This is a genomic window from Candidatus Clostridium helianthi (assembly GCF_045310795.1).
In the GTDB taxonomy this organism is placed as follows: domain Bacteria; phylum Bacillota; class Clostridia; order Clostridiales; family Clostridiaceae; genus Clostridium; species Clostridium helianthi.
The window spans coordinates 232,630-251,233 of record NZ_JBJIAB010000002.1 but is presented as its reverse complement, the minus strand read 5'-3'; the positions used below and the strand labels follow the sequence as shown (position 1 = coordinate 251,233).

The following is an 18,604-nucleotide window of genomic DNA, read 5'->3' as shown; positions in this document are numbered from 1 at the left end:
TAGAAAATAACTTGCTCTTATTATATAATTTACTTAATGAAAAAAGTCCAAGGCGGATTACCTTGAACTTTAATTTACTGCTAACGTATATTAATCAATATAACAAAAATAGATGTTAGCGGTAATAGGCTGATGACATATAGATATTTTTTCAATGTTTCTGAATAGTCTTCAAGTATAATCTTTTTGCCTATAAAAGCGAATATAAAGAATAACGCTATTAATAGGGAATTCTCAGATATGTCAAAAATAACATTAGTGACTATCTCTATAAGTCCGAATATGATGTATTTCCCCTTCCATAATACATCCTCTTCATCTTTAAATTCATCTAACAAAACACATTCAAGACATTTTAAAGCACATATACAAAATATGCTTTCAGAAAACAATGGAAACACTCTGTTAATAACAAGTACCTTTAATAAGAGTGTAACACCATATGCAATCCAACCGTCTATTACATTACCTTTTGGAGAAGTTTCGCCCTTTTTGCATTTAGTAGCATTACTGCTAACTACCTTTGAAATATTTCTATTTTCAATACATTCAGTAGTAGATTTTTCTCTACTAACCACCTTGCGATTTTTTTTACTCGCCTTTTTCTTAGAAATTTTCTTTTTGCTCATGGCTATCTTACTCCATTTTTCAAAGTCAACTTCAAGACATGGAGAAGAATATACCAACCCATATGGGCAGTTAAATCTCCCACATGAGTAAAACATCTATACTGTTGTAAAAAAAGAACCAAAGCAATATAATAATATTGCTTAGATATTATTTTTTGCCTTGGTTCAATTAAATACATATAGTATAGATGTATTACCTTTTTCAATAAAGTTGCTGATAACATTATATGTTTGAGTAAGTTTGTTGATAACGGAGGAACTGGGAAATAGGTTCAAGAAGTTAGAGTTAAGGTTTTGCTTCTTGGACTTTTTTTATTTTTCTGAACTAATAAAGACTTTTACTACGCCTAATTTCTTATATGGTTGGCTAATTCTCAATATAATATAAAAAATCTAATTCAGTAAAGGAGAATATAGTATGTCACATGAAACTGGAATGATATTAATTGCAATTGTAGGAATTGTAGGGATAGTAGTAATGGTATGTTTTGGAATGAAGGTAATTGCTGATATTGTTAAGTCAAATAGGGAATAGGTTCGAGGAATAAGAGTTAAGGATTAATGGGATTAGAATTAAAGAAGTCCTTATTAAGTAATCCTAACAGGAAGGGGGCAACTCAATATGAAAAATACGAAAAAAGAACTAAAACGAATAAATGAAGATATTTTGGACTTGTCGTATCCAAATATAGAATTGAAATATACAAGAAGCGTAGGTGTAGAATTTGGAGAAATTAAAGAACTTAAAATTAATGTCGGAAATCTTTCTAAATACGACTATCTTTCAGATGGCGATTAGGCTTGTCATTGGTGAACAAATACTTGTAGGAGGCAGTATCATTATGACTGTTAATGTAGTGAAGATAAAAAACTTTGTAAAATATCTAACTGAGTTAGGCTTTTCTGTTTTTACACGTCCTCCTATACAATAGGAATGATATTAAGGACTAATGATTAAGGGTTAAGCTCTTAATTTTTAGTCTTTTTTGTTATATAACTTCCTTAATCCTACTGTTGTTTACTTACTTAACAGCTTTATCATTTGTTCCTTGAACCTAACCTTTTTAGCGAAGCTCCCTAAACCGTTATACCCTTCACCTCTTCCGTATATAATATAGAAGTTTTTAATAAACAAGCAGGTAAATCAAATTTTATGATTTTTATTTTTAAAAGTATATTTTTATTATAAAGGGGAGTTTTTATTATGGCAAAATCATTTGAAAGTTTAATTAAAAGTTTAAGAGACGGAATAAAAAGAGCTGAGAAAAAGTATCACGAAATATTACAATCAGAAGACAGATATGACCGTAGGAGAGTAGAGATACTAAAGAATAAAAGTGAATGGACTAAAAAAAACAATGAATCGAAAATTAATCTTTATTCAAAATATTGGACAATGTTTAATGATGAAATTGTGAATAACAATATTCATATGTGCAGAATTCATTATAATATGGGTAATTTAATTGATTTCTTAGTTGATGGTTATTTTGGGTCTTTCGGTAGTGGACATGTTTACATAGTTAAAGACCTAAATTCAGGATTGTATAAGCTTGGACATTCAGTAGAAAAAGGGGATATATATAAAACTCTTTATCAGTCTTTAATGTTCCCATATGAGATAGTGTTTTTAGCAAAAACACATAGTTGTAGCACGGTATTAAAGTTTTGTAGATGTCTTTTCTTAGATAAGGCTATGAAAAATCCATATAATTTTGTAGATAAGAAATTTGTTAAAAGAAGTGCAAGTTATTTCAATCTATCAGACATTGATTTAGAATTATTGGATTGGAATTCATTTCCCGAATTCTTAAAAATTATTTGTGAAGATGTCATGGAAGAAAGTTTTAAAAAGGTGGCTTAAATAGGGTTAAGGAAATTAGGATTTAAGGCTTAGGTCATTTGACCTGGGCTTTTTTCTTTTACCTAAGAAAAACTTGTTCATTGCATTTAATCATTGTATAATATATGAGTATTACAGGTGCAAGAGTTAATCTTGTTTTGTAGAGAGATGTTTATATATTGTTTTTGTCTTTAAAACTCCTATATCTCTAACATGGGTAGAGGCGTTATGCTTTAAGATATGTAGGAGGACGATACATTGGAAGTTAATTATACATTAATTTGCTTAGTAGGCATAATAGCTATTGCATTGGTTGTTATTGGTGTGGTAGCTATAATCGGAGTATATTGTTACAAATACGAAAATCTTCGTATTAAATCAGATACTAACTTGAAGACAAATTTGCGAGATGGGAAAGTTGAAGCGGAGATGTCAGTTGACATTGATGGCGGTAATCAAAATAAAAGCAAAAGAAAATAGTGGGTTTAGTTTTGCAGACCTTCCCACTACTTTCTAACAAATAAATAAACAATCTTAAAGGCATATCGCCTCTATCTACCCTTATTATATCACAAAATATAAAAATTATAACAGAATAAATAAATTTTTAATTTAGAAAATATAATAAAAAATAGTGTAATGGAAAATTTTTAATAAAGAGGTGCATGAGTTTGGATAGCACATTAATTACTATAATGAGTATTATAATAAGTTCTATGGTTATTATTGGTGTTGGTGGTATTGTGACTATTATTAGACATAAGAGAAAATAGGACGCAGGTTAGGACGCTTCACTAAAGTATATAAGGCTCAATAAGATAGGAGTTAAGGTTCAAGCTTATGGCTTGGAGAATAGGTTCAAGGATTAAGAGGTGAGGCTCTTAGAACTTGGGCTTTTTTGCGTTATAGATAAGGCAGGGGTAAGACATATAACGCTTATATCCTTAATACCTAATCCCTATAATATAAAGCAAATCTGTTTTCATGTCGCCTCCTATGTAACATGAATGACATGAAGGATTAATAATTGAGGGCAAAGCTCTTAACTCTTAATCTTTTTTGTTGTTGCTAAATTTCCAAACTTCCTTGCCACTATTATTGTTTACCTGATAACTTTATTTTCACACAAACCTTAATCCTATCTCCTTTAAGCGAAGCGTCCTAAGCCTGTGTCTTAACCTTCAATCATCCTTATTCCTAATCAGTTATACCTTAAACCTAACTCGTATATAATATAAAAGTTTTTAATAAACAAACAGGTAAATCAATTTTTTGTGATTTTTATTTTTAAAAGTATATATTTTTTATTATAAAGGGGAGTTTTATTATGTCAAAAATGGTAAAAATGGTGGATGTAAATGTAAATAGGTCAAGAATGACAATTCAATTAAATGAGGAGATTTTAGGTCTTGATTTAAAAGGAGTTAGCGAAGAATTCGTTAAAGAACATATTTCTTTTGGAGAGCTACATATTATGAGCAAAAGTAGAGAGAAAGATGTTCATAACCTTGAAGCTAAAATCAGAACTGCATTTAGTAGGTCAGTAGTTAAATTTCAATGGGGAAACCAAAAATTAAGCTTTATGACAAGTGAAATGTATAAAGATTTCCAAGAAAGGTTTACAGCTTGTGAAAAGGAGTATTTCGCTCAATTAGATGAAATACTAAGAGATTATGATAAAATAACTGAGGAATTTTTTAACTTATTTGAACAATTTCTTGCTAACAATAAAAAGAAGAAGACTATAATGGCAAAGTTAAGAAATGATATTCCAGACAAGACGATCTATATGGATAGATTTTCATTAGCTCTTTGTGAATTAGATATGGATATTGAGGGGAACGAAGCTATCCAAAAGTCTTTTGTTGGTAGTGCATTAGCTCTTTTATGGGAAATGGCAGAGAAATTAGAAAATAGTATGAAAAAGGGTTCAAAAATAGCTAATAAAACATTATCTATGGTAGATGAAACTATAGAGAAAGCTATTAATATGGACGTTACAAATAATCCTAAATTAAAGGAGCTTTGTGACTACTTTATTAAAGTGAAAAATAATCAAGGACATTCAAGTATATCTACAAGAACAACAAATTCTGTTGAATATTTGAATAAAGCTAAAGAAGGAATTCAAGATTTAGCCTTTGAATTAAAGGTTAATAAGATGATTAAGTGGTAGATAATAGGATTAAGGAAATTAGGGATAAGGGTTGAGCCAGATGGTTTAGCTCTTTTTCTTTGTGCAAAATATAAATACTATAGTCAAAAATGAATATTTTACTTGCTAACACCTTGAACCTTAAACCTCCAAACGCTTCATTTTGTTAGAAGCTCCTGCTTTGACTATGGTGTTCGTGCAACTTGATATATAGTATGATAGAATATATTACATTAAGATATTAGAATAAAGGAGCGGATTGTATGAAGGATACTTTTTATGGATATATAGCAAATGGAGAGCTGTATGGAATTTTTTATGAAAAAGATGATAGTTTAAAAAACATTGTAGCAGAATTAGGATTTAAAGAAACAAAGAATTTATTTGAGCAAGCAAAGTGGGTATCACCATCATTAGAAATGAGTGAAAGAGAAGCAGACAATATGGGATGTACCTATCCTAAATATCTATTTATAGAACTTTGCAGAACTAAAAGTGTCAAAGAAACATTAGAAACTCAACACGACCTTATGAAAGTTCTTAAATCCAGACCAAATGACCCTGTATTTGATGGGATGTTAGATGAAGAGAGCGAAAAGGAATTAAAAGAAGAGACTAAGAAAACATTAAATGGTCTAAAAAATGCCAAGGTTTTAGAATTGTTCAATCAGGCTTACAAGTTAAAAGGTGACTACAGAAATGCTGATAAGTATTATGTAGTTGATTTTGACGAAAATAGTGTCAAGGAGAATTGAACGTTTCGCTAAAGGATATAAAGTTCAAGGATTAAAGATTTGTAACTCTTGGTTCTTGAACTTTCTTTTCTTAACAATATTTATCAAAAGCTGAAAAGAATACTCCCAATTCTTTAAGTGGGAGCTGAATTTTCCTGCCTGTAAAGGCATAAATATAACCTCGAACATTATAGAACTCGTTAACTATAGGAAATTACTTCACCTTCTTATATAATTTAGTCAATGAATTATGTAAGGAGGTTTTTCTTTTGAAATTAGCATTTAAGTTCAAGCCAGAACTAAATGATTTGCAGTTAAAAGTTATTGAAGAACTTAGTTATCATACTACTAAGTTATATAACATTGCCAACCATGACAACTTAGAAAATGGTTTCAAGTCTTACTATGACATGAACACTATGTATAATGCTAATTGGCATAAGGATTACCTTCATAGTCATAATTATCAACATTGTTTGAGAGTTCTTGAACAAAATTGGAAGTCTTATTTTAAAGCAATTGCTGACTATAAGAAAAATCATTCTAAATACTTAGGTTGTCCAAGACAGCCTAAATACAAAAATCATAATGATAAGAAAAATGAAATTATTTTTACTTCCGCAGGAATTAGATTTAAAGACAATACATTAATGCTGTCATTATCTAAAGCTATGCAGGTTGAATACGGTGTAAAAAGTCTTAATTTTGAGGTTTCTGAAAAACTTCAAAGCCTATTAAACTGGAATAGCTTACAACAGGTCAAAATTAAATGGGATAACAGTATTAAAGAATGGTATCTAATTCTTATACATATTAAGCCAGAAGAAACACTTCCAGATGATTTCAATAACATAATGTCAATTGACTTAGGGTTAAGTAACCTTGCTACTGTAACTTTTCTTAATGATGAAGAAAGTTACATAATTAACGGAAAGCCTCTTAAAGCTGTAAATGGCTTTGTTAATAAGAAAATAGCACACCTTCAAAGTATTACTATGCACATGGTAGGTAGCGATAAATTTAAGGATACTAAGCAAATTACAGGGTTAAGAAAATATAGAGATGATTATATTAATAACTACCTTCACAAAGCAAGTAGACAAGTTATTGACTTAGCCTTAAAACATAAGTGCAGTACCATAGTTATTGGTGACATTGAGGGTATTAAGCAAAATATGAATTATGCCAAAACTTTTGTACAAATACCAGTTGCAAGGTTCAAGGAGTTAATATTATATAAGGCTCAACTTGTAGGTATCAAGGTTATAGCACAAAAGGAAGCATATAGCTCTGGTTGTAGTGCATTAGACTTAGAACCTATTAATAAAGCTCATTATAATAAGAATAGACGCATATATAGAGGCTTATTTAAAAGCAATACTGGAATTAAAATAAATGCAGATGTAAATGGAAGTCTCAATATATTAATGCTCTATACAAAAGATAAATGTATTCCTAAGCTGATACAAACAGCAAAGGATAAGGGTTATGTGAATAGCCCAGTAAAGTTAAGAGTGGCTTAGTAAATTACTAAGTGGAAACTTCAATACTACACTTTACAGAAGCTCCCACTTCTAAATCTTTAGCTTTAAGTGGTGAGAGTATTCACGTGCTATATCCTTAAACCCTAATATATATAATATAAAGCAAAGCTGTTTTTAAAATCTCCTCCTGCGTAACAGGAATTAAGGATTAAGAAGTTAGGGTGACGAACCTTAAATCTTAATCCTTTCTTTTGCTCTTAATATTGTTGTTGTTTACCTGATAACTTTATCCCTTTTGTTATATTATAAGAATTAAAGAGAGATGGAGTAGTCAGGTACAAAAGGAAAATATTTGAGAGTAGAGGGCGATGAAGTATTTGGTCTACTCCCACTCTCAATTTTTGATAAGGTCCCATAATACACGCCTTCTAAAATAAATAATTTAATTATTGCCTTGTTTTTTAAAAATTAATATATTATAGGGTATATCCAAATCTTTAATCACATTTAGGTTAACTTAACCATAACTCCTTTAGCGAAGCGTCCTAACCCGTTATTCCGTAAATAATTATTTTATTTCTATGCAATGTAATTGTTTTTAATGTAAAATAATGGTAATATTATAATAAGCTTAAATGATAACTATAATGTACTAACGTTGGCAAATTATAGACTTTAAAGAGGGAGTATGGTAAAATGAAGAAAAAAGTACAAGCCTTTATAATAAAGGAGGAGAATAATATGATTAGAGAATATGGGTTTAAGTTGAAATATAGGCAACAAACAGCATATGAAATTATAGATGGTTTATATGAGTGGTTATTAAAAACTGCTAAAGATACTTATAATCAGCTAAAAGGCGATTGTTATGATGATTTTGGTGAATATTATGGTGAAGTGATAAAAGATTTGTCTCAAAAAGGACAGGCTATTAAAACTAACAAAATGTTAGGAAACCTTAATATAGATTCAACAAACAGACTTAAATATATCGTGCAAACTACTAAAGAAGAATATTATACTATAATTGATTTACCAGATGAAGAGAAAGATTTTGTATATTTTAATAGCTTACTTGGTTGGTATGAGGCTATTCCGTCTGAAACTGATATGTTTATTGAAAGTTTACATAATAAACAAGGAGAAGAAGAATGGGTTCATTTAGTTTCTTCTACAAACTTGCATGAACAGGTAATTAGTCGTGTTGTTTTTAAAAATGATATATACACACCTATCGTATTTGATGATGGTTCAGCAAACAATATACCTAATTGTAATGATTGTCAAAAAATAGCGATGGTTAGCTAATAAGGAGGTTGAATATGGACAAGAATGTATACAAGGAGTTTATTAAGGCGATAGAATTGAAAGATGTTTTTTTATCTAAAATTACAAGCAAGAGAAGTATTTTAGAAACCAATAATTCTGACATCAATGTTGATGTGGAATTCAAACCAGATTTTAATAAGTTAGAACAAAAAGAGAATGAATTCACAAGTGTAGCTCAATTTCACGTTACAGCAAAAAATGAGAACGAGGTTTTATTTGAAATAGAATGTGAATTTACAGTAATTAATTACATAGATAATAAGGAACTTATGCAGTCTGAATGTATTGATACCTACGTTCAAAACAATCTACCTATAATAACATGGCCTTATGGAAGAGAAATAATAAACTCAATGACAACAAGAATGGGATTTCCTGCTTTAATATTAGGTAATCATAAGGTTGTTTAGGATTTAAAATGGGTTATAAAATAAAAATAAATAAAATGCCATACATAGGTGAGGTTCAAAAATTAGGCGATTTTTTAATTTCGGATAAAACATTTTTTAATGTTTTTATTAGAAGCATAAATGTAAAAAAGAACGATATATCTGCACACATTGAAAATAGATATGTTTCAGCTAAGATAGTAACCAAAGAAAAATATGATGAATTTAATATTTTGTGGAATAATTTTAACGCAGTTGTCAAAAGCGGAAAGGCAAAACAAGGAGACCTATTAGAATATATTGTCACGAAAATCAAAAAGCCTTTAAAGTTAGATTTTAAAAATTTAGACTACGAGAATGAGTGTATTATATATGATGGTGAAAGTCTTGTAAATATTTGCTCTAATAATTGTAATGTTGATGTGGTTTTATATAATTTAGATAATGTGACAATAGACGAAGATTATATTTGTTTTGAAAAGGATATTGAATTTTTGGAATGTAAGCAAGATATTAATACATTTGTTTACATTTTAAAGGGAGATAGAGTAAATAAACATACTCAGGATAAATTGACAATGTTTAAAGAACTTAATACAAAAATCAATAGAGACGATGTAAAGTACATATTCCCGTCATTCGTAGCACCTGGAAGATTTCAGATAAATTATCTAAAACGAAAAGGTTATGATTTTATAGATATAGTAGATGGTGCTGAATTAGAAAGTATATTTTTTGCTCAATAATACCAGTTTAGGGGTTCAGAATTAAGGTTCAAGTTGTATGACTTGGGCTTTTTCTTTTATCTTAAACCTCTCAAATTTTAAACCTCATTACTCGAACCTTATAGAACCTCCAAACCATAGATAAAAAAATAAAAATCCTGTAAACTAATTAAGAGTAAGGGACGTGAGGAATAAGAGGGCAGTAGCAAGGCTTAACCCTTAACCCTAACTTCTTAAACCTAATATGTTATTAAATATTGCTCTTAGACAATATAATAGATTAATAAAAAGGAAACAGAAATAGGAATAAGGAAGTTGTTTATAAGGCACAAACCTTAACTCTAACCCACTTAATCCTAAACTCCTTAATCCTAAAATGGGAGGTAAACAAAAGATGACAAAGATAAAAGACAAAAAAACGTTATTTGGAAAAGCTTTAACGCTTGCCTCTTTGACGTTAATAGCACTGTCGGTATCAACGGTCAAAGTACATGCTTTAGGTGGTATGCCAACTGGTGGTAATAGTGCATTAGACCCTGTTGCTGTATCACAAGATGGTACTATGACAAGAGCTACTTTTAACAGTAACAATGGTTCATATTTGCCTAATTGGTATGGTGGTAATCAACTATTCTTGCAATCATATCAAGGGATAACTATGTATTCTCCTTTACCAAATCCAGGAGACGCTCAATATAGTGATATTAGGAATTTAGCACAAAGTTATGAAAATGCTAATATAGACCCTGGATATATTCCTGAGTCATGGACATTAGCTGACAGTAGTTATGGTAATTATAAGTTATATGCCTCACAATTAAATGATACATCATTAGATAATTTATCTGGTGGAAAAACATATAACTCGGTTGCCCCATATGCAGGCACTTGGGGAGAATATCGTTATTTAGGATATTCAAGTTTCGGTTCAGCTATCAATAATCCATATTTCCCATCTGACTATAATTCACATTATACTGCGGGTAATTATGGTTATGATGACGCTCCTTGGAATATGGGAATGGCATGTCCAGGTGGTGAAAGTATGTGGGATAATTCAGATAATACACAAATGTATCAAAATAAAATAGACGCAATCACGTTATTATTAAGTCAAAATCCAGACATGGGTTATTATGGTGGATGGGACCCTTATGGATGGGCTAATAAGCTTTCTCTAAGAACAGATCCAACTAAGACATCTGCTATATTTGTAGGTACAAGAGGCGGATATAGCTATTATAGAACTCTTGCTACATATAATCCAGATGTTCGTAATTTGCGTGTTGTTTCAACAGTTGTTAGGGATAAAGCAACTAATGAGATTATGGGATATGACAATATGAGTGAAACAGACCCATACAACTATCAACATAGCGTTAACCCTATAAAACCATTAGTACCAGGAGATGAATATACTGTGGAAGTTACAGTTAAAAATATGTCAACTATTCCGACAACATCAAATCCTTCATTAATTGATGGTGGATATGGATATGGTTCAGTAGCAACTTCAAGCGTTTATGGATTTACTGATAATCAGTTTCAAACTACTGCTGACAAACCAGAAACATTTGCAGGTGGAGAAGAAAAAACATTCACTTGGAATTTAGCTTTTGATGAAAATGTAGGTAAAGCTCTAAGAGTTACATCATTGATAGACAAAGTTCACAATGATAATGCCGAAAACCTTGATAGAAATGATGACACCTCAAACATTCTGTTTAAAGTGCAACAACCTTCTACAACTGTTGGAACTACTTACATAAAACTTGTAGGTACTGATGGTAGAGAATATGATAGAGCCACACCAGGAGCAGACTATAAAATAAGATATTATGTAGGCTACAGTGGTGCAGATGTAAAGAAAGCTATCTATCGTACAGAACATTATACTACACATGATAGTAAAGGACATTCTCACTCACACTCAAGACAGGTATTTGACCATTGGGAGTTCCCAGTAAAGAGCATACCACTAAATATTGAGATTGATAGAAATATACCACCAGTACATGGATTTTCAGATGTTTATAAAGAAACAATTCCTAAATCATCAGAAATTCATGCAGGAGATACTTATGTGTATACTACAAAGGACTATCACACATATGAAGTTCCAGTTATAAGAACTTTAGCACAAGCTTCTTCAAACTTATCTTCAATTGTGCAAGATGATAATAGTAAACAATATGGAAGTCACGCATTGTTTGCAGAGTGGCATGAATTATATGATTTCTCTGTTGGAAGTGTTGTTGTAAAACCAGTATCAGAAACACCTTACCAACCAGGATACCAAACATATGCTGTTCAATACAGAATAGGAATAAGGGAGATTTGGGTTCAAGGAATAAGGATGGATGTTCTTAGTTCTTGATTTTTTTGTGTTAATAAGGAATTAATTATATTTATAAGATAATGCGTTTTATCTTCTTTACAATAAAGGTAAAAATATGTGGTATAATTTATTCTATTAATAACTTTCAGCAGGATGGTGGAAATATTGTATAATGATATTATAAGGACATGGAGAGATAGGAAGGCAGAAGATTTATTAAATAGATTTTTTGTTAAATTCACCTATTCTTCTAATAAAATAGCAAATATTGAAACGAGGCTTAGAGATGTTGAAAGTATTTTTAGCGAAGAAAGAGTAAGTGGTTTTAATGGGGATACAATAACTCTGAAAGAGATTGAAAACCACAAGAATCTTTGTAAAAATATTTTTAAATTAAGTAAAGAAAATAATGGAAAGTTATCAATTAATCTAATTAAACGGTTTCATTTTGAGCTGATGAAAGGATGTTATTTAGAAGAATTACTAAGTAAAGGCGAAAAGCCAGGAGAATTTAAGATCGATTGTAATGTAGGAAGCTTGCAGGGAGCAGTAGATATAGAAGAGAATTTGGATTTATTAATTAAAGAAATAAATGAGGTAGAGATTAATGAGGATAATGTTCTAAAGGTAGTTAGTTATTTTCATTGCTGTTGGTGGTTAGGAAAGGTTCATCTCTTTGCGTGTGGTAATGGTAGAGTGGGAAGGATGTTATTAAATTATCTTCTTATAGGAAACAATTTTCCTCCAATTATTGTATTTTATACGGATAAAGAAGAATATTATTTAGCATTAGAATATTTTAATACAAAGAACGAAATATCCAGAATGGTTGAATTTTTAGAAGTTCAATCATATAAGACATGGGAAAAAGATTACAATGTAAAATTAAAGTGCTTAAAGGATTTCTTGGATTAGAAGTTGATTTAAGCATTTGAAGGGAATGACAGATGATAAATGAATGCCAGTAAAACTAAGAATGAAATAATTATACAACTAATAAAAGAATATGCAATTGTTATTATAGGTGCTATAGCATTAACCTTTATAATTTCTATATTTGTAAAACCAGGACAAGTAGCAGGGGAATCAATGACTAACACTTTACAGGACAAGGACTTGCTATTAATAAACAGAGTAGCCTATAAGCTTCATGCACCAGAATACAAAGACATCGTTGTACTTAACACAAACATTGACAATGACAGAATTCTTATTAAGAGAGTAATCGGTGTTCCAGGTGATACAATTGAAGTCAAAGATAACGTAGTATATGTTAATGGCAACAAGTTAGATGAAAAGTACATCAGAGAACCTATGGTTAACAATCAAGACCTGAAATTAGTTGTATCAGAAGGTAAAATCTTCGTAATGGGGGACAATAGAAATAACAGTCTTGATAGCAGAAGCCTAATGGTTGGAATGATTGACTACAAGAAAGATGTTATTGGAAAAGTAATGCTTAGAATATTCCCGTTTAAGGAACTCTCTAAATATTAAACGCAACTATTGGTACATATGCTTGATTTTATAATTTTAAAATAGTATTATATATTTAATATTATGAAAAATTGGTGATAATTATGAAAAAATGTAATAGTGAATATCTAAAAAATTCAATATTTTTAATAAAATGCCCTGTCATTTGACAGGGCATTTCTTATGTACTTTTATTGAAGATGAAAGGTAAACATTATGGGTAGGGAGGTGAAAAAGTGGCGGATATTATTATATGTATTGTGGGATTAGTAGCGGTAACTATTGTTGCATTGTACAAAATATATACTCAGAATGGGGGAGATTAGTGGGAAGGAAAATTGATATGGATATAAAAAAGTTGTTATTAGACATAATAAAGGCAATCAAATACTTGATATATATTTTCGATGTTGTTGTGTTGCTATTTAGCATTTAAAAGTATTCAAACTAATGATTTTAGGCTTGGTATATTTGTAATTTTAATGGGTATTGTGTATATTTTTTCATTTCTTTTTCTTGATTTAGTAGTGCGAGAATTTGATGAATAAAGGAAATTGAAATTAGAGACGCAGATGGCATTAATAACGATGTGGGGAAGTATATATATTGTCTTAGAACTGAAAAAAGTATAATTGTGGCCGCTATAGCTATAGACCGTATTGTTAATTATAGTTTAAGTAGGCTTAAATTATGAAAAGAACTAAGGGATAAGGAAGTTATGATGAATTAGTCATCTACAATAATGGGGAAGGGCTTTTATAGCCCTTCGATTTAATATTTCACATTGCTAATTTGAGATAACCGTAGACAGTTAGTTTATTATTGAAACTTCAAGACCAGTAATAATGAAGTTATTTATGTTAAGTAGGATTAATAACTGCCCGTTTAACAGGGGGACTGAGCTATTAAATTTCATCATAATATAATTACTTTCAGGTTTGTAAGTAACTTCATCAGTAGTTAAATAAAAGTCTGGAAGTAAATAAGAAGCTGTACTTAAAACTTGTGAGAATAATTCCTGACATTGAACATAATCAAATTTCTCTATGTTAATATTAACAAATTTTTGAATTAGGGTATATTGTAGTTTGTATAATAGTTCTTGTAGCATTGTTATAGCAACTCCTGTTCGTTTTTGTGTTAATTCCATTATAGGAAGTTTTTAAGTAAGTTAAAACATTTAAAACGTCTTAGATCGTTTGAGTTATTTGACTATATGTAATAATATATAAATTCATCCAAGATAGGAAATATCATAGAAATATATGTTCGTATATTATATAATAGTGTCATCTAACAGTATTTGAAACAGATAAGATACGTGGTGATGTAACAATGAGAAAGAAGGATATTATTACAAATGAAATTAAGAAGAAAATAGGGTCAGAGTTGGTGATAACAGAAGTTTTTGATGAAGTGACTGGTGATTTCTCCTCTGATGGAATTGAATTTCAAAATGGAGTTATAAAGGGTGAATCGTTGGGGCGTTACCATATAGCAGTTGAATTGGGGATTAAGACATTGGAAATGTTGGAAATGGTTCAATTAGAGACTGGATTGACTATCGAAGAGCTAATGTATTTGAAAAAGAATAAAGAAGATATAGATTAGGAAGATAGGAATTAAGGAGGGAAGCAGGAATGAAGGTGGAAGAAGCGAGAAGTCATGGATTGGATAGACTTGAACTTGACAAGTTTTCTGAATATGTTGAAATGGAGGAAAGGTATAAGGAGAGAAGAGAACAGGATATTGTTTTTGCAATTATGTCAGAACAAGTGAGGATTGCCAGTGAATTGATCGGGATATTGGATGATACAGTCATTTCGGAGATAACTGGAATAAGTGTAAATCATTTAAAATGTATGAGGAATTAATAATAAAGTGTATAAATCATAATAGAGGTCTTAATTTGGTAATTAATGTGCTTTTAAGTGGCATATTAATCATTAAATTAAGATTTTTTTATTAACAAAATTACAGACAGGGGGAGATAAATATACAAATAGCCAACCCCTATTTAATATATATTTTCGATGAATGAAAAACAATGACATTAAGGTTACAGACTGTGACAATCAAATACGAAGAATTAATAGAAGTTGTCATAGGTGTAACAAGATAAATTGCTAATTTGTAATGCTAATGTAAATTAATGACATTTGAGTACGAAATATATAGGCTTATTTATTTAACTTAATGTTGTTAATCTCCTTACATCAACTTTTACGAGATGATTTTAAATAGCAATTTAGTTAAACTTTGTGGAACGTCTTTAACGTAGTAATCTATCAAATCTTGATCTATAATAAAGTAAGTAAACGACTAAGGTATGAACCAAAGGAGAACATAAATGAGTGAAGAAATATTAACTAAAGATAAAATACATGTAAAAGCTTTTAACACGCTTATAGCGTATCAAAAGGGCTTAGAATTGGTAGATATGATATATGATGTAACTTTGAATTTCCCAAAGTTTGAGACATATGAATTGGGCAGTCAGCTTAGACGTGCTACTACCAGTATCGTTGGAAATCTTGCAGAGGGAAAATCTCAATTATATACAAAAAAGGAATTTTCGTTTTATAACAATTCCCTGGGGAGTTGTGGGGAAGTAGAGTGTTGGTTGGAAGTTTCTCTAAGACGGAAATATATTACAAAGGAACAATACATAGATTTAAATAATAGAACAATTGAAATAAAAAAGCTATTAATAGCATATTTGAATAAGTTGTCGGGTAAATAAGAAGTGTTTTAATAACACTTCTATTATTATGGGATTGGGTAGGCTTTATAGTAAATAGGAGTATTCATATTAAATAAAACAGATACAGATTCTATACTATCTCTAATGAATGGATGAATATATTTCTAATTATTTTTAAGCTTTGTACTAAAAGAGTTGTTAATTATATAGTGACTGCGTTAAATATAATCAAAATTTGAGTATATATGCTATTAAATAATTAGCATATGTATAAGATATAATATATTACTTACTCAGACAAGTTTAAACAGCAGAGGGTCTGGATGAACAAAATGAAATAATCCGTACTTTTTACGGAGAAGATAAAGAAATAATTGTAGATAGAGCCTGTATTCGATTGAAGTAGGAGCTTAAAATAGATATACTATATATAAAGGAGATGGTATATATGTCGTAAATTATTTAAGTATAAATGTATGAGGTGATATTTATGGAAAATAAAATTTTAGAAATATTGAAGCAAATTAAAGATGAACAGATAAAAAGTAATGAACGATTAGAGCAATTAGAAGAAGGGCAAAAAAGAATTGAGAAGAAACTGGATAGCGTACATGAGCAAACTGCCAACCTGACGAAGTTAGATAGTAAAGGGAAATTGAAAGGAGGGCTAAGTATGACAGAATATAAAGAAGAAATACTCCAAAAGGCATTTGAAAGAGGATACCAGAGAGGGGTGAAGTTAGCTAAGTTATGGGTAATAACTTCTCTGTTAATGCAGGGGTATGACCAAGATTTAATTGCAAAGGTTACAGAAGCCTCGGCAGATGAAATTGAATTGGTAGAAATAGCAATACGGATGTTTGAAAATGGAGAAGATATTTATTATGTAGCCAGATATACAAAGCTTGAAATTGAAGAAGTAGAAAGAATAAAAGACTGTGCCATTAGCGAAAAAAAGCATGAATTCGTTAATAGGTATAGTCTTTTTATTTTGGATAATGTTATCTTTTCAACATTATCATATTTCTATTTATTATTAAATTAGTTAAAAATTAGAACGGAGTGGTTTTAAATGATATATTTAAGGGACAAAAGTCAAGCAGAAGAGCTTGTTATAAAAGACAGCGTAATTTCCATTGCAAGAAGGTTTTTAGAGAAAAAGGGAGTGTATTCAAAAGAATTTATTATGGAGACTACTGGGGTTACAGAGATGGGATTTGAAGAAGCAATACGAAGAGGGGCTATAATGTCTTGTGCAAGAAAATTCTGTGATCATTTCAATATAGAATATTTACAAAATACATTAGAGTTGAATGAAGAAGAATTAAAAGATTTAATAAAGTTTAAAGAAGGTATGAAAGAAGTTGATAAGGAAGCATAGACCATGGAACGAGAAAAGATAAGAAATATACTTAGAAAGTTAATAAAATTTTGCGAACTTCTATCAATATTGGCAATTTTACCAACTTGCTATCTAACTTATACTGCAATTGTTAATAAAGATAGTAGCTTACTTATCCTTATTATTATCTTCGTAGTGTTCTTTGTCTTTGCAGGGCTAATTTTAGACATTGCAAAAAAATGGTTGTAGTTTGTTTATAATAATGGGGGATAAATATGACAGAAGAAGAAATAGTGGCAAAAAGGGAGAGTAGATTATTTTGTGCGATGATGTTTTGTTGTGCAGTAGAACTTGAAAGGTTAAAAGATATACTTAATTTAACCGAAGAAGATATGGAATTACTAATTAAATACAAAGAGATAAAGGAGAATGAACTAAAGCAGAGATTTGTTTATCTCTGCTCTAACTCCTTAACCCTACGGTAAAATGTAGGGGAGGATATGTTGAGCTGTCTACAGACCTCTAAAGCTGATATGGAGCCTTCTTTCCACTTAGGGTACAAGCTGTTGAAGTTTGATGTATCCTTTCTTTTTCTGCCCTTATAGACCCCTTTACTCTTCGCTATAGCTATTCCTTCAGCTTGGCGAGTTTTGATAGAGTTTCGCTCCTGTTCTGAAACGAAGGATAACACCTCTAAGACCAGTCTGCTGATGAAATCTCCCAAAAGGTCTTTATGCTGTCTTGTGTCTAACAAGGGCATATCTAAAACTACTATATCTGCTTTTATATCTTGCGTGATCTCTTCCCATTCTTTTTTTATTTCTTTTGAATTCCTACCAAATCTATCTATAGATTTTATATATAAAATATCCCCCTGACGCAAGCACTGTTTTAATGCTTGATATTGAGGTCTGTTAAAGTCTTTCCCACTTTGTTTATCTGTAAAAATATCTCTTTCATCAATCCCGTAAGTCAACAATGCTTCTACTTGACGGGCTTCATTTTGGGATTTATCGGAAATTCTAATATATCCAAAGTTTTTTGATACTGCCATTACATCTACCTCCTTGATATGAAAATTATACCATATATTTTATCAATAGGGTAGGTGATTAATTATGAAGTGCTAAAAAATAAATTTTATACCCTAATGATAAAATGACTGCAATATTTTAAAGCTGAAAATGGCTATTTTATTAAGAAATATAATTTAACATATAAAGCGTATTCTTTTTCACATAGGTGTACCCTATTGTTGCAGTATATTTGGGTAGTCCTTTAAGGACTACCCATACTCGTCAATTATAATTGATTGTATTAAATATACTCAAAAGTTGATTATGTTTGTTATTAAATAATGATTAATCGTATATGATATTATATACCACTTAGTTAAACAAGCTCGAACAGCTAAAGTCTGGATAGATAAAATAAAACAATTTACAATTATATTTGG

Annotated in this window: 22 protein-coding genes; 19 read left to right on the top strand and 3 right to left on the bottom strand. The window is 30.2% G+C overall.

Annotated elements, in window-relative coordinates; translation table 11 throughout:
• Positions 1-80 precede the first annotated feature (80 nt).
• On the bottom strand, positions 81-629 hold the full coding sequence (locus tag ACJDTP_RS02755; protein WP_406760443.1) for a hypothetical protein: 549 nt from the start codon (positions 627-629) through the stop codon (positions 81-83).
• A 622-nt stretch (positions 630-1,251) separates the two neighbouring features.
• Between ACJDTP_RS02755 and ACJDTP_RS02750 the strand changes: the two genes are divergently transcribed.
• From ACJDTP_RS02750 to lepB, 12 genes are all read left to right on the top strand, one after another.
• The gene (locus ACJDTP_RS02750) at positions 1,252-1,428 is read left to right on the top strand and encodes a hypothetical protein (protein ID WP_406760442.1); all 177 of its coding nucleotides are present in this window, start codon (positions 1,252-1,254) and stop codon (positions 1,426-1,428) included.
• Positions 1,429-1,833: 405 nt separating this feature from the next.
• Entirely contained in the window at positions 1,834-2,493 is a 660-nt protein-coding gene (locus ACJDTP_RS02745; RefSeq protein WP_406760441.1) for a hypothetical protein, read from the top strand.
• Positions 2,494-2,730: 237 nt separating this feature from the next.
• On the top strand, positions 2,731-2,952 hold the full coding sequence (locus ACJDTP_RS02740; RefSeq protein WP_406760440.1) for a hypothetical protein: 222 nt from the start codon (positions 2,731-2,733) through the stop codon (positions 2,950-2,952).
• 847 nt (positions 2,953-3,799) lie between these two features.
• Positions 3,800-4,648 (top strand): hypothetical protein, encoded by an 849-nt coding sequence (locus ACJDTP_RS02735; RefSeq protein ID WP_406760439.1) that lies wholly within the window; start codon positions 3,800-3,802, stop codon positions 4,646-4,648.
• 242 nt (positions 4,649-4,890) lie between these two features.
• Entirely contained in the window at positions 4,891-5,382 is a 492-nt protein-coding gene (locus ACJDTP_RS02730) for a hypothetical protein (RefSeq protein ID WP_406760438.1), read from the top strand.
• Between the two features lie 248 nt (positions 5,383-5,630).
• Complete coding sequence (locus ACJDTP_RS02725; protein WP_406760437.1) at positions 5,631-6,884, top strand: RNA-guided endonuclease InsQ/TnpB family protein; 1,254 nt, start codon at positions 5,631-5,633, stop codon at positions 6,882-6,884.
• A 657-nt stretch (positions 6,885-7,541) separates the two neighbouring features.
• The gene (locus tag ACJDTP_RS02720) at positions 7,542-8,153 is read left to right on the top strand and encodes a hypothetical protein (protein WP_406760436.1); all 612 of its coding nucleotides are present in this window, start codon (positions 7,542-7,544) and stop codon (positions 8,151-8,153) included.
• Positions 8,154-8,167: 14 nt separating this feature from the next.
• Positions 8,168-8,584, top strand: a complete 417-nt coding sequence (locus ACJDTP_RS02715; RefSeq protein ID WP_406760435.1) for a protein-export chaperone SecB — start codon at positions 8,168-8,170, stop codon at positions 8,582-8,584.
• Between the two features lie 8 nt (positions 8,585-8,592).
• Positions 8,593-9,309, top strand: coding sequence for a hypothetical protein (locus tag ACJDTP_RS02710; protein ID WP_406760434.1), 717 nt, complete (start codon positions 8,593-8,595; stop codon positions 9,307-9,309).
• 373 nt (positions 9,310-9,682) lie between these two features.
• Positions 9,683-11,665, top strand: a complete 1,983-nt coding sequence (locus ACJDTP_RS02705) for a hypothetical protein (protein ID WP_406760433.1) — start codon at positions 9,683-9,685, stop codon at positions 11,663-11,665.
• A 117-nt stretch (positions 11,666-11,782) separates the two neighbouring features.
• Positions 11,783-12,541, top strand: coding sequence for a Fic family protein (locus ACJDTP_RS02700; RefSeq protein WP_406760479.1), 759 nt, complete (start codon positions 11,783-11,785; stop codon positions 12,539-12,541).
• Positions 12,542-12,580: 39 nt separating this feature from the next.
• Positions 12,581-13,123, top strand: a complete 543-nt coding sequence (gene lepB, locus ACJDTP_RS02695; RefSeq protein ID WP_406760432.1) for a signal peptidase I — start codon at positions 12,581-12,583, stop codon at positions 13,121-13,123.
• 790 nt (positions 13,124-13,913) lie between these two features.
• Here lepB and ACJDTP_RS02690 read toward each other — a convergent pair.
• Positions 13,914-14,213 carry a hypothetical protein gene (locus ACJDTP_RS02690; RefSeq protein ID WP_406760431.1) on the bottom strand — a complete coding sequence of 100 codons (300 nt, stop codon included), beginning with the start codon at positions 14,211-14,213 and terminating at the stop codon, positions 13,914-13,916.
• A gap of 224 nt (positions 14,214-14,437) precedes the next feature.
• Between ACJDTP_RS02690 and ACJDTP_RS02685 the strand changes: the two genes are divergently transcribed.
• The 7 genes from ACJDTP_RS02685 to ACJDTP_RS02655 all read left to right on the top strand — a co-directional run bounded on the left by ACJDTP_RS02685 (position 14,438) and on the right by ACJDTP_RS02655 (position 17,633).
• Positions 14,438-14,713 carry a hypothetical protein gene (locus ACJDTP_RS02685; protein WP_406760430.1) on the top strand — a complete coding sequence of 92 codons (276 nt, stop codon included), beginning with the start codon at positions 14,438-14,440 and terminating at the stop codon, positions 14,711-14,713.
• A gap of 29 nt (positions 14,714-14,742) precedes the next feature.
• The gene (locus ACJDTP_RS02680) at positions 14,743-14,976 is read left to right on the top strand and encodes a hypothetical protein (RefSeq protein WP_406760429.1); all 234 of its coding nucleotides are present in this window, start codon (positions 14,743-14,745) and stop codon (positions 14,974-14,976) included.
• Positions 14,977-15,452: 476 nt separating this feature from the next.
• Complete coding sequence (locus ACJDTP_RS02675) at positions 15,453-15,845, top strand: four helix bundle protein (RefSeq protein ID WP_406760428.1); 393 nt, start codon at positions 15,453-15,455, stop codon at positions 15,843-15,845.
• A gap of 451 nt (positions 15,846-16,296) precedes the next feature.
• The gene (locus ACJDTP_RS02670; protein ID WP_406760427.1) at positions 16,297-16,851 is read left to right on the top strand and encodes a hypothetical protein; all 555 of its coding nucleotides are present in this window, start codon (positions 16,297-16,299) and stop codon (positions 16,849-16,851) included.
• A gap of 27 nt (positions 16,852-16,878) precedes the next feature.
• On the top strand, positions 16,879-17,187 hold the full coding sequence (locus tag ACJDTP_RS02665) for a hypothetical protein (RefSeq protein WP_406760426.1): 309 nt from the start codon (positions 16,879-16,881) through the stop codon (positions 17,185-17,187).
• 3 nt (positions 17,188-17,190) lie between these two features.
• On the top strand, positions 17,191-17,397 hold the full coding sequence (locus tag ACJDTP_RS02660; protein ID WP_406760425.1) for a hypothetical protein: 207 nt from the start codon (positions 17,191-17,193) through the stop codon (positions 17,395-17,397).
• A 26-nt stretch (positions 17,398-17,423) separates the two neighbouring features.
• Positions 17,424-17,633 carry a hypothetical protein gene (locus ACJDTP_RS02655; protein WP_406760424.1) on the top strand — a complete coding sequence of 70 codons (210 nt, stop codon included), beginning with the start codon at positions 17,424-17,426 and terminating at the stop codon, positions 17,631-17,633.
• Here the strand turns inward: ACJDTP_RS02655 and ACJDTP_RS02650 are convergent.
• Positions 17,600-18,202: a recombinase family protein gene (locus ACJDTP_RS02650; RefSeq protein ID WP_406760423.1), complete on the bottom strand. Its 603-nt coding sequence runs from the start codon at positions 18,200-18,202 to the stop codon at positions 17,600-17,602. The genes ACJDTP_RS02655 and ACJDTP_RS02650 overlap by 34 nt on opposite strands.
• Positions 18,203-18,604: the final 402 nt, after the last annotated feature.

Bases quoted from the DNA above. Each gene is read 5' to 3' on its own strand.
- ACJDTP_RS02690 (WP_406760431.1), bottom strand. From the start codon at position 14,213: ATGCTACAAGAACTATTATACAAACTACAATATACCCTAATTCAAAAA.
- ACJDTP_RS02735 (WP_406760439.1), top strand. From the start codon at position 3,800: ATGTCAAAAATGGTAAAAATGGTGGATGTAAATGTAAATAGGTCAAGA.
- ACJDTP_RS02715 (WP_406760435.1), top strand. From the start codon at position 8,168: ATGGACAAGAATGTATACAAGGAGTTTATTAAGGCGATAGAATTGAAA.
- ACJDTP_RS02755 (WP_406760443.1), bottom strand. From the start codon at position 629: ATGAGCAAAAAGAAAATTTCTAAGAAAAAGGCGAGTAAAAAAAATCGC.
- ACJDTP_RS02720 (WP_406760436.1), top strand. From the start codon at position 7,542: ATGAAGAAAAAAGTACAAGCCTTTATAATAAAGGAGGAGAATAATATG.
- ACJDTP_RS02665 (WP_406760426.1), top strand. From the start codon at position 16,879: ATGATATATTTAAGGGACAAAAGTCAAGCAGAAGAGCTTGTTATAAAA.
- ACJDTP_RS02680 (WP_406760429.1), top strand. From the start codon at position 14,743: ATGAAGGTGGAAGAAGCGAGAAGTCATGGATTGGATAGACTTGAACTT.
- ACJDTP_RS02745 (WP_406760441.1), top strand. From the start codon at position 1,834: ATGGCAAAATCATTTGAAAGTTTAATTAAAAGTTTAAGAGACGGAATA.
- ACJDTP_RS02730 (WP_406760438.1), top strand. From the start codon at position 4,891: ATGAAGGATACTTTTTATGGATATATAGCAAATGGAGAGCTGTATGGA.
- ACJDTP_RS02685 (WP_406760430.1), top strand. From the start codon at position 14,438: ATGAGAAAGAAGGATATTATTACAAATGAAATTAAGAAGAAAATAGGG.
- ACJDTP_RS02675 (WP_406760428.1), top strand. From the start codon at position 15,453: ATGAGTGAAGAAATATTAACTAAAGATAAAATACATGTAAAAGCTTTT.
- lepB (WP_406760432.1), top strand. From the start codon at position 12,581: ATGAATGCCAGTAAAACTAAGAATGAAATAATTATACAACTAATAAAA.
- ACJDTP_RS02650 (WP_406760423.1), bottom strand. From the start codon at position 18,202: ATGGCAGTATCAAAAAACTTTGGATATATTAGAATTTCCGATAAATCC.
- ACJDTP_RS02705 (WP_406760433.1), top strand. From the start codon at position 9,683: ATGACAAAGATAAAAGACAAAAAAACGTTATTTGGAAAAGCTTTAACG.
- ACJDTP_RS02660 (WP_406760425.1), top strand. From the start codon at position 17,191: ATGGAACGAGAAAAGATAAGAAATATACTTAGAAAGTTAATAAAATTT.
- ACJDTP_RS02655 (WP_406760424.1), top strand. From the start codon at position 17,424: ATGACAGAAGAAGAAATAGTGGCAAAAAGGGAGAGTAGATTATTTTGT.
- ACJDTP_RS02750 (WP_406760442.1), top strand. From the start codon at position 1,252: ATGAAAAATACGAAAAAAGAACTAAAACGAATAAATGAAGATATTTTG.
- ACJDTP_RS02670 (WP_406760427.1), top strand. From the start codon at position 16,297: ATGGAAAATAAAATTTTAGAAATATTGAAGCAAATTAAAGATGAACAG.
- ACJDTP_RS02710 (WP_406760434.1), top strand. From the start codon at position 8,593: ATGGGTTATAAAATAAAAATAAATAAAATGCCATACATAGGTGAGGTT.